This is a genomic window from Nostoc sp. DedSLP03 (assembly GCF_034530815.1).
Lineage (GTDB): Bacteria > Cyanobacteriota > Cyanobacteriia > Cyanobacteriales > Nostocaceae > Nostoc.
Genome location: NZ_JAVRCK010000153.1, coordinates 1 through 11222, shown reverse-complemented (window position 1 = coordinate 11222; position 11222 = coordinate 1). Strand labels below are relative to the sequence as shown.

Below are 11222 nucleotides of genomic sequence, written 5' to 3'. Positions count from 1 at the left end.
GAAAGCTATGTCACTTATACAGCAAGCTCTTTAGCTCCACTGTCGCCCCCTGAAGTATTTTACAGAGATGCCAGGATCTATTTGGAGAATCAGCTAATGCAGTGTGGGTACGGGCTAGAATTCCAGCCATATTTGGTTCTAATATTTTGATAAGCTTGTCTATTCCAGACTACAAGTATGCACTCATAGAGCAAATGTTCGTGGCTTGTGAGCTAGGGTCAAATGGAGACTGGATAGCATACCCATTCATCTGTGAAGACTACAACCTTCGTGCTGGACTGCGTTTTTATGCAGATGATTTATCAACTGAGATTTATGAACGTATTGCCAAGGTGTTTTGGGAATTATTACTTCTTGAATCTAAAAGTGTTTGTGCATTCCGCGATGGCTACCTACACTATAACGAGATGGGTGACGAGGAATGGCATAATGTGGTATTTAAGCATGGTCGATTCAGCATTGAAATAATAGCTCCTGTATTCTTTTAAAAGAAAAGCTGGATGTGATTGTTACTGATGTAATAATGCTGGAAATAAAGGTATTGCTATAAAAATCTTTCAATCATTACAATAGCGATCGCGCCCATTTTGTTTGGCATTATACAGTGCTTTATCTGCTGAAGCAATGAGTGTGTCTGGCCTGATGTTCCAAATAGGTATGCGAGAGGTAATTCCTAAACTAACGGTGATAATATTCTTGACATCAGACTGTACATGGGGAATAGCCAGAGTATGGATTGCTTGCTGAATACTTTGCCCTACTTTAATCGCTCCCGCTAAGTCAGTATTGGGCAAGAGTACCAAAAATTCTTCTCCACCGTAACGTGCCACTAAATCGGCAGGACGATGAATTGTCTGTTGCACTGTTTGCGCTATCCTCATTAAACAATCATCGCCTGCAAGATGACCATAGTAATCGTTGTAAAGTTTGAATTTATCAACGTCAAACATAATCAGTGACAGGGGTTGTTGTTCTCGTGCAAGGCGTTTCCATTCTGCTTTGAGTCGTGCATCAAAGCAACGACGGTTAGCCACTTGAGTTAAGCTATCTAAATTTGCTAGTTGTTCTAGTTTCTGATTGGCATCTTGGAGAGCTAATTCAATTTGTTTACGTCCAGTGATGTCGCGTATGGTAATAGCAAAACCATCATCTAGTTTGACTGCAACAAAGTGATACCAAGAAGAATTGCCTAATGGATAGTAGAAATCTCGTTTTAAAGCTTCCCCTGTTTCGACAAGATTAACGAAGTGATTAAATAGTTCTGGTTCTAGATAGGTTAAGAGTTTTTTTAATACTAATTTGCCAATCATCTCTTCACATTTGCTTCCGAAGGCTCTAGCAATGACAGGATTGATAACTAAGCAACGGAAATCTTCGATGTCCCCGGTTACAGGGTTGCGGACAGCTTGCATAGCGGCTATACCATCTAGCGAACTATTCAAAATACTGGCTAGTATTGCCCTAGACTGATACAGTATCTCTTCTGTTTCCCTACGCTTAATATTTTCTTTTTCTAGAAGCTGTTGCTGGCGTTGAATGGTTAATTGATTTTCTAAACGCGCTACAACTTCTTCCATCTGAAAGGGTTTAGTGATGTAGTCTATACCTCCTGACTCAAAGGCTGTCACTTTATCGAAAACATCATCTAAAGCACTAATAAAAATAACAGGAATGGTGCGTAGAACTTCATCGGCTTTCAGAGTTCTACACACTTGATAGCCATCCATTTCTGGCATCTTAATATCTAAAAGAATGATATCTGGTCGCTTTGCCTTTACTGTTTTTAGTGCCATCCGTCCACTTGTGACACTGCGAACAGTGTAGCCGAGATTGACCAGAGCATCACTTAATAAATGTAAATTTTTGGGATTGTCGTCTACTAAAAGAATATTACCTTTATTTTCTTTATCAGAATTAAGATTCATTGCTTCTCAGGGGTTCGGCTAAATCAACTAATTCCTCAAATTCAAATTGACGAGCAAGTTTTGTTAAAGATTGAATTAAAAAAGTTTCTGTTTTAGGAATATCTCTAATTAATTCTATGACACGATTAGTATTTGCTTCTAATGCAGCTTCATAGAATTGATTAATCCATTCTTGAGACATACAAATTAGATTTTGGGATGTTAAAGTATTTTTTTCTATATATTCCAAATTTGAATAATTATTTTCAGCAAATATGTATTTGACACCCAGATGTTTGGCTAGTGTGTCAAAAATTGTATGTTCTGCAAAAGGTTTGCGGAGAAAATCATCACATCCGGCTGAAAGGACGATCGCTTTTTCTTCTTCTAAAACACTTGCCGTCAAAGCAATTATAGCTGTAGCATTACCCTTTGTAGTGGACTTGATATATTTTGTAGCTTCGTAACCGTCCATGACAGGCATTCGCATATCCATCCAAATCAGGTGGGGTTCCCATTCATTCCAAATAGCGATCGCTTCTTTGCCATTACTAGCTTCTTTCATCTCAAACCCTAATGGTTGTAAAAGTTTAACTAATAATTTGCGATTAATCGGTTTATCATCTACTATTAATAGTTTATATATAGGTTGTCCTGGTGCAAGTTCTAATACTTTTGGATGTACTTCTAAAGTATTTTTATTGGTTGGTTGACCTAACTTTGCTTGAATATAAAATTTAAAAGTTGTCCCGACTCCTAATTTACTTTCAACAGAAATATCTCCTCCCATTAACTGAATAAATTTTTGACTAATTGCTAAACCTAAACCCGTTCCTTCTTGAGATTCTTTTCCAGCTTGTGCTTGAGAAAAAGCATTAAAAAGTTTGGGTAATTCTGCGGCTGCAATCCCCACTCCTGTATCGCAGACTTGAAAATTAAGAGTTAAAATATCTGTAATTTCTTCACTAGTATTATTTACTATTAAACTAATTGTTCCTTTTTGAGTAAACTTAATGGCATTATTAATCAAATTAATTAATACTTGCCGGAGTTTTACCTCATCTGTGCAAATATAGCATGGGAGATTTTCACTGCGTTGAAATATTAAATTTAAGCCTTGATTACTTGCCTGTAAATGTAGCATATCTTCTAAGTCATCTAGCAAGCGATACAGGTCAAAGTCTCTAGGATTAAGAGTCGTTTTCCCTGCTTCTATTTTTGATAAATCGAGAATATTATTGATGAGCGTTAGTAAATAATCACCACTGTGATAAATGATCCCGGCATTTTCATAATGCTCGGCAGGCAAGTTTTTAGCGCGTAACATTAACTGAGAAAAACCTAGAATAGCATTGAGGGGCGATCGCAACTCATGACTCATATTCGCAATAAATAAACTTTTAGCTTGATTTGCTACTTCGGCTTTGTCTTTAGCAATGGCTAACTCGGCTGTTCTCTCCTGTACCCGTTGTTCCAAAGTTTCCAAAGATGTTTGTAACTGAAGTGCCATGTTATTAAAAGATTTTGCCAATTGACCTATTTCGTCTTTTGATTTATTTTTGGCACGGATATCTAAGTTACCTGCAGTAAACTGGAAAACTATATTGGTAAGGTGAATTATTGGCTTTGTTAGCAATTGTCCAATGGCAAAAGCGATGATTGTCACTACTCCAGCGATAAATGCAAATAGAAAAATTGTGTTACGAATTTGCTTTTCTACAGGTGCTAAGGCAACGGCAAGGGGTCGGGCAAACAACACAGACCAAGGTTTATATTGCAAACGAGCGATCGCAATTAGATTAACCCAATCGCCTGTTGCTGACAAGGATGCAATTAAATACGACTGTTTATTATCCAATGCTTGTTTAAGTTTGGATTCATTAGTTGCCAATTCTTTGAAAGAAGAATTAGGCAAACGACCTTCCTGTTGCAGTTTAGTTACAACATCATTAGGCAGAGGCACAATTGATTTAAAAAGCAGTTCCGGTGCAGTGCTATGTGCCAGATAAATATTATTATCATCTAAAAGAATCGCAAAAGATTTTTCCCCAGCCCGTTCGGTTTGTCGAGTTACTAACTGCTGAACAACAGTCGCATTATATGAAACACGCAATACACCCAATATATCTCCCTTGGCATTGCGAACCGGACTACTAAAAAAGAGGGTAATAAGATTGGGAATTGTTGGCGATCGCTTCATGCTAGAAACAAAAGAGAAACCAGTTTGTAGCGGTTTTTGAAAATAATCTTGAACTGATTCATCTTTGCCAATATTCAGTGTACGTGTATCCAATACATTTTTCCCGTTTAAGTCGAGCAAAGCATAAGAGAGAATATTGAGCATATCTTTGCGACTGAGACGGATTAATGTTTCTGTCGCCAATTGCATTTCGGGGCTGTCGTCTCGCTGTTTTGGAGTTAGGCTGAGGTAGCGTGCCAAACCTGGTAAAATCGCCTCTACACGCACCGCATTGAGATTTCCATCAATAAAGGCATCTATTCTGTTAGCGGTTTCGTTAGCCGCCGCAGATAGGGCTTGTCGGGCGTTGTCAGTTAGTGCTTTTTCAGTTGTCTGTTTGTTGACAAATGCCAATAACAGCAACGGAATCAAAGCAACAACGAGAAACGAAGCGATCAACTTTGTACGGATGCCGCCCAAAAAGGAGTGCTGCATAGCTTCAAACTACGGGGGATTCAAGAAGGAAGAATTGAACAAACTGTTTAGCTCAGGAATCCGATTGATGTTTCCAGAGCGAATAAAAAAATCTGCATATATCTTGGCAGCTTTGTAAATGGACTTAGGGTTGCTAGATTGAAAATATTTTTGATTTTCACCTAAATCAGTTAGGTTTATTCCCTCTAGAGAGAGAGTATTGAGCGGAATTTTTAACGCTTTGCTGACGATCGCTTTTCCTTCCTCAACATTTGCTTTCCAGTAGGTCGAGGCTTGCAGCCATCCCCGTACAAATGCACAAATGTCTTCGGGGCGATCGCGGATTGTCTCACCACGAAAGATAATCAAATCTAAAATCAAGCCAGGGGTTTGTTTGCTAGTAAATAGGATATTTCCCCCTAATTTTATCGTTTCAGAGAGATAGGGTTGCCAAGTGTGTCCGGCTTGAATCGTGTTATTTTTCAGGCGTTGAGGAATTTCTGAAGCCTCTAATTGAACTAAGTTCACATCATCACTAGTTAAATTGGCAGTTTTCAACATTTCAGTCACGAAAACTTCGCTAAAACCGCCTAGATTTGCACCCAGCTTTTTACCTTTCAAGTCAGCTACAGTTTTAATTTTTGATTGGGCGACTACCACATCTGCTCCTGTTGATTCGTCTATAACGATCGCGCTTTGTATATCTGGATTTGTGGCACTCCAGATGATAAACTTTCCCAATGACGACGTAATCCCATCATACTTACCCGCATTGAAGTTTGCTTGTTCTAATTGGGTGTATTGTGTATGAACTAGTTCCACATCTACCCCTTGGGCTTTGAAGAATCCTTTTTCTTGAGCAATGATGCCTGGAAGCTCTCCAACAAAAGATCCAAATATCACTTTCAATGGAGGGCGTTTTACTTCAGTTGGTACTGAAGTATTACAAGCAAGTAGTAAACAGGCGGTAATCAGGAAAATGCTAATGGATCTGAGTAGTTTAAGCATAGAATTTTTGATGTTTTTTAATTATTGTTAATCAAAGATTCTGCTAAATAAACTAATTGTTCAAATTTAAATTGCCGTGCAAATTTCGTCAGTGATTGTATTAAACGAGTTTTGGTTATTGGAATTGCTTCAAGATGTAGAAATTCTGACCGCAAGGGCAGCTTGAGAATTTCATTCACAGGTATTGAGCCGCCTTAACAAGGGATTATTCTTCAAATCAAGAAAAAAGGCTGTAATTGCAAAGAGAGCGATCGCTCTTTTCTACTGTTATATTAGTCTTTAAATAATCCCGTACCCAATCACAACTGTATTTCAGTAGGTTGAGATGGAGAATTTCTTCTAAATCCCACAGAATCACAAGTTGGTCATCTCCGCCAGAGGCAAGGGTTTTACCATCAGGGCTAAAGGCAACACTGCTCACATTAGAAGTATGTCCATTCAGGGTGACGAGTAAAGTACCATCAATTTTCCAGACTTTAATCGTATTGTCAAAACTTGCGGCTGCTAGCATTTGACCATCTGGACTGAATGCTACCCTGGTTAAGCCGATACTTTTACCATCAAAGATCCTCACCAGAGTGCCATCACGTTTCCAAAGTCGCAGACTACCATCCCCACCTGTAGAGGCAATCAATTGACTATTCGGGCTAATGGCAACCCCAAAAACTTCACTCTTATGCCCTTCTAAGGTGCGATCGGGTTTCTCTAACAGGCGTTCGCTATTTTCTGAAGTCCACAGTTTAATAGTGCCATCAGCACTAGCAGAGGCGATAAACTGCCCATCTGGACTATAAACAATGTCCCAAATTCGCCCTGTATGCGCCTGAATAATTTGCTGGAGTTGAAACTCTCCATTGGAGCCGCGTTGCCAGAGTCTCAGCTTGTAATCAAAACCCACAGTCACTAATCGGTTGCCATCAGGACTGTAGCTAACACCCAAAAGACCGATACCTGGCCCTTCCAGAATGGTTCGCTGATTGCTGTCTAGTTGCCACAGTCTCACGACACCTTTAGAACCAACGATCGCTAAAGTTCGACCATCGGGGCTAAAGTCGAGACTAAGCATTCGAGAATCTTCTTCAACAATGGTTTTGGCGAGAGAACCATCGCGTCTCCAGAGTTTGACTTCTTTGCCAGCAACCGAAGCTAGCCGTTGCCCATCAGGGCTGAATGCCACCCGCCAGACCATTTCTTGATGGCCATTGAGTAGCTTTATTAAGGGTGAGTTGACTCTCCAGAGTTTGATAGTGTTGTCGTGACTGGCAGAGGCGAGAGTTTCTCCATCAGGACTGAAGGCGATGGTTTGAATATTTGAGGTATGCCCCTGCAAAGTTCTTAATAAAGTACCATCTATCCGCCAGAGTTTAACGGTTTTATCAGAACCGCCGGAAGCAATAGTCTGCCCATCAGGGCTAAAGGCTACACCAAATATTTCAGCAGTATGCCCTTTAAAACTTCTCAGGAGAGTGCCTTCTCGATTCCACAGCCGCACCATCTTATCTGCACCGCCAGACACTAAAGTTTGTCCATCAGGGCTAAAAGCAACACTCCAAATAGTTGCGCTTCCGGCTGTGAATGTTTTGAGCAGCGTTCCATCCAATCGCCAAAGCTGATTCTTGCCGCCTACCATAGAAGCAGCGAGAGTTTGACCATCGGGGCTGAAGGCAATTCCCCATACACCGCGCTGATGTTTGAGAGTTCTAATTAAAGTGCCATCTAGCTGCCAAAGCTTAACGCTAAAATCGCCACTGGCAGAAGCGATCGTTTGTCCATCTGGGCTAAAGGCAACTCGCCACACCGCAGATTTGTGCCCTTTGAAGATGGTTGACAATTTACCATCGATCGTCCAAAGACGGATAGTGCCATCAATGCCGGCAGCGACTATCCGGCGGCTATCCGGGCTGAAGCGGACGCTTTGTATGGTTGCAGTATGTGGTAGCGTTCTCACCAGTGTTCCATCCCGCTTCCATAGCTTGACTGTGCGATCGATGCTAGATGAGACAATCCACTGACCATCAGCGCTAAAATCAACGCCTAAGACAATCCCTTGATGCCCCGACAAGTGATTGAATTCATCAGCACCGTAGACAGCTTGTTCTAATACTTTGCGGGTTTGGAGATCCAGAGTATTGGCATCTGCCAAATTTTGCAGATCGAGCCGTTGAAATTCCTGTCTGGCTCGGATTGCTTGTACCAGTGCATCTAAGCGTTGATTGGAATTAAAACTACCATTGGAAGCAGCTGCGATCGCCCGTACCTCACTCAGTGATGCTTGTCGATCGGCGTAGAGTGTTGTGAACCCCAAGACAATAACTGCTAGTAGGGCCAAACTTACCCCTAATAGGAGTCGTCGCTGAAGCCGAGCGCTCTTTTGTTCGCTTGCCAATCGCGCTTCAGTTTCTTTGAGCCGTTCTACTTCCATTTTTTGCTGGATTTCCCGACGTTCCAATTCTTGGCTAGCTGCTAAAAATCTATAGTCCAAATCACTGAGACTTTTACGCTGAGTCCAGTCCAAAACCTCTTGTAAGGCATTACCCCGCAGCAAGCGTGACTCATCTTGAAAGCTCGATGCTACCCAAGCATTGAATGGCTGTGAATAAGGGCGCAGATTGTCTAACTGATTTAACACCCATTCAGTATTGAAAATATTCCGGTAGATGGGATTTTTAATTCTGAGATAGCCGTTGTACTTCTCGACCAATCCTGATAGTAAAAGCTCCGTCTGTTCTCGGCTATCATCGACAGCCACGGCAGATAAAAGAGGACGCGGAGACTGGGAGACATAAATACGCCAAGAGTCCCTAGTGTCTTCATTATTTGCGTCTTCCCATCCCCATTTCCCCTCGTCCTCTATTTCCTCGGCTTGCAATACCTGCTGATAAAGACTCAATAACCGTCCGGCTTGTTGTTGATTGAAAAGTAAGCGATCGCGAATCGTGCGCAGGTGTTCGGGTTCATCTTGTGATTCCCAGTGTTGGATAATCTGCGATCGCACCAATTCTTCTACCCAATAGGCCTCAGTTTTTGGGGGTAGGAAAATTTTCCGCTCTGATGTCTTTAAGGCAGTTTGGAGAATTAATTGACAGAGTTTTTGAGTTAGAAACGGTTGTCCACCTGTCCAATAGATCGCCTCTTGCAGCACAACTTCTGGTCGCTCAATTGCTCCTTTTAACCCATTTAGCAATGGGCTAGCTTCATGCAATCGAAAGCCGTATAACTCAATAGCTGTCCCAATGTTAAAAGGTGTCCGACGTTTGTCAGCAATTAAATCAGATGGACTGGCGACTCCAAACAATGCAAATCCCAGGCGTTGAAACCTCGGATCGTGTGCCTGCTGATTGTAGCAATGACGAATCCAGGCAAAAAAGTCATTGACCGGAAAATTCAAACTCAGCAAACTATCAATTTCATCAATAAAAATGAAAATGCCTTTAGCTTCGCCGCCTCCTTCACAATCGCTCTTGACATTTGGCAGCAATACTTCCTCAACAAATTGGTGTAGTTTTTGTACAGGAGAAAGACCTGTTTGCATATTCCACCATTGCTTAAAGTTGACGTGTTCCGCCAGATTTAACCCGTAGAATATGCTGACAATGATTCCTTTATACCATTGTGCTGATGTGGTATCCTCGCTACCCAATTGCGTTACGTCTAAGTAAACACATTTATAGCCTTCTGACTTGAGACGACGACTTATTCGCTGTAGTAAAGATGATTTACCCATTTGGCGAGAGTTGAAGACGTAGCAAAAATCGCCACCTTTTAAACTGGTATAAAGTTTTTCATCTGCTTGACGCACAACATAAGTGGGATCGTCACTGTGGAGGCTACCGCCAACTTGGTATCTCATGTGCAAAGTGTAATTAGAAAAGGGGGAGATAAAGAAGGAGTCAGAATTCTGAATTCAGGATTTAGAATACTATATCCATGCCACACTGTTCCGTTCGTGAAGTGTCTTGTAGAGTAAGACAGTGAGGAATGGGTATGCAGTAGATGCCAGCGCAGATGGAAAACGACGGCGCAATGGTTTGCCTTTCGCCAAGATTATGATTTACTGATTTTAAATTGGATGTTGACCAAAGTCAGTGGGTTGATTAAATCCGCCAAATTTCTGAAAGCAATTTCGTCTTTGTCTAACCATCACTAACCTCGACCCGGAAAACATGGCAGATTACTTGAATAAGTACCAAAAGTCTGATAGGAAAACCATACTAATGAGAATTTGGACTACTACTGCTGTGCTAGCTGCTTTTTGGCTAATATCTGGGGTCATCGGTTCTAAGCCAATCAACGCTACTTCTGTTTTGGGAGAAAATGCCATATCATCTCCGGCGCCAACGAATGCAAAACAGATGACTGTCAGTAACACCGAGTTTGGTCTGAAGAGAGTTGACTCCAAAGGAAACGTTACCATTTTCCAGACAACAAGAGTGCCACTTCAGGAAGGAAACAGCTACGGGTGGCGGATTAAACTCAAAAACTACCAAGGTGAAGTGAAATGGCGTGAAGTCTTGTATTTACCAAAACCTCCAGAAACTTGGGGTACAGATAGTGGTGAAGATTTCTCAATATCAGCAGACGGCAAGACATCTGTAACACGACGCACGCAGTCGGCTCCCGAAGGTGTAATTGAGAACTTTTGGACGATCGCCCCTGGCGATCCAGTTGGTAAGCATAGAATAGAAGTCTATATTGATAACCGTTTGATCGGTACTTTCCAGTTTGAAGTTATTCCAGTTAAGTAGATGTGAAGGGCATTGGGCATGGGGCATTGGGCGTTATGAGTGCTGAGTAATGAGTAATGAGTAATGAGTAATGAGTAATGAGTTATTCTCCCCCTGCTCCCCTGCTCCCATCCTCCCCTGAAGCTGAGGAGTATCTTAGAGATAGAAGTTTGATTCTTATTAGGTGGCGATCGTGAATACAGAGGAATTTCTGCGATTGATCGAAAAGCAATGCCCATGCCCTGAGACACTACCAAAAGGGCTGCAAGCAATGTGGTATGACAACAAAGGTGATTGGAACAAAGCTCATGAAATAGTTACAGATGCCAGTGATACTGACAGTGCTTGGGTTCATGCTTACCTGCACCGCAAAGAAGGCGATTCTTACAATGCCCATTACTGGTATCAACGCAGTGGTCAGCCAGCATTTTCAGGAGAACTAAGCCAGGAATGGGAACAAATAACTTCTGTATTGCTAAAGAAGGTGAACGCGACGCATGAATGCTGAAGAATTAAAAAGGCGTTTTGCCGCAGGAGAAAAATATTTTCCAGGCGTCAACTTGAGTCGGGATAAGCTGATTGGAGCCGATTTGCCGGGAATTAATTTATGGGGATCTGACTTGAGTGGAGCTAACTTAGCTAAAGCTAAACTCTGGGGAGCAGATTTGAGTAGAACTAATTTAGCCAAAGCGAATTTGACCAGAGCTAATTTGAGCGGTGCCAATCTGAATGAAGCGAATCTTCGGGGAGCAAAACTCAACTATGCCAAGTTGTATGGAGCTAATCTGACTGGCGCTTACTATGATGAAAGTACGCGGTTTTCTAGAGGTTTTGACCCTATCAGTAGAAATATGCGGAAGGTGTGAAGGGGATTGGGGGCAGAGGGGCAGGGGAGAAATCAATTCAAAATTCAAAATTCAAAATTCAAAATTC

8 protein-coding genes and 1 pseudogene are annotated in these 11222 nt (G+C 41.6%); 5 read left to right on the top strand and 4 right to left on the bottom strand.

What is annotated here, in order from left to right; all coding sequences use genetic code 11:
* Positions 1-101: 101 nt before the first annotated feature.
* Positions 102-488: a hypothetical protein gene (locus RM368_RS36745; protein WP_322698626.1), complete on the top strand. Its 387-nt coding sequence runs from the start codon at positions 102-104 to the stop codon at positions 486-488.
* Positions 489-557: 69 nt separating this feature from the next.
* Here the strand turns inward: RM368_RS36745 and RM368_RS36740 are convergent, their stop codons facing one another.
* From RM368_RS36740 to RM368_RS36725, 4 genes are all read right to left on the bottom strand, one after another.
* Positions 558-1925: a diguanylate cyclase domain-containing protein gene (locus tag RM368_RS36740; protein WP_322698625.1), complete on the bottom strand. Its 1368-nt coding sequence runs from the start codon at positions 1923-1925 to the stop codon at positions 558-560.
* Entirely contained in the window at positions 1915-4578 is a 2664-nt protein-coding gene (locus tag RM368_RS36735) for a hybrid sensor histidine kinase/response regulator (RefSeq protein ID WP_322698624.1), read from the bottom strand. Before RM368_RS36735 ends, RM368_RS36740 begins: the two co-directional genes overlap by 11 nt.
* A gap of 9 nt (positions 4579-4587) precedes the next feature.
* Positions 4588-5565: an ABC transporter substrate-binding protein gene (locus tag RM368_RS36730; protein WP_322698623.1), complete on the bottom strand. Its 978-nt coding sequence runs from the start codon at positions 5563-5565 to the stop codon at positions 4588-4590.
* Between the two features lie 217 nt (positions 5566-5782).
* Entirely contained in the window at positions 5783-9415 is a 3633-nt protein-coding gene (locus tag RM368_RS36725; protein WP_322698622.1) for an AAA-like domain-containing protein, read from the bottom strand.
* Between the two features lie 130 nt (positions 9416-9545).
* Between RM368_RS36725 and RM368_RS38965 the strand changes: the two are divergent.
* The 4 genes and pseudogenes from RM368_RS38965 to RM368_RS36710 all read left to right on the top strand — a co-directional run.
* A pseudogene (locus RM368_RS38965) lies at positions 9546-9658 on the top strand (DNA-binding response regulator); the annotation flags it as partial.
* A gap of 121 nt (positions 9659-9779) precedes the next feature.
* Positions 9780-10310 (top strand): hypothetical protein, encoded by a 531-nt coding sequence (locus tag RM368_RS36720; protein WP_322698621.1) that lies wholly within the window; start codon positions 9780-9782, stop codon positions 10308-10310.
* Between the two features lie 172 nt (positions 10311-10482).
* Positions 10483-10797, top strand: coding sequence for a hypothetical protein (locus RM368_RS36715; RefSeq protein WP_322698620.1), 315 nt, complete (start codon positions 10483-10485; stop codon positions 10795-10797).
* Positions 10787-11155 carry a pentapeptide repeat-containing protein gene (locus RM368_RS36710; RefSeq protein ID WP_322698619.1) on the top strand — a complete coding sequence of 123 codons (369 nt, stop codon included), beginning with the start codon at positions 10787-10789 and terminating at the stop codon, positions 11153-11155. Before RM368_RS36715 ends, RM368_RS36710 begins: the two co-directional genes overlap by 11 nt.
* The last annotated feature ends 67 nt before the right edge of the window (positions 11156-11222 follow it).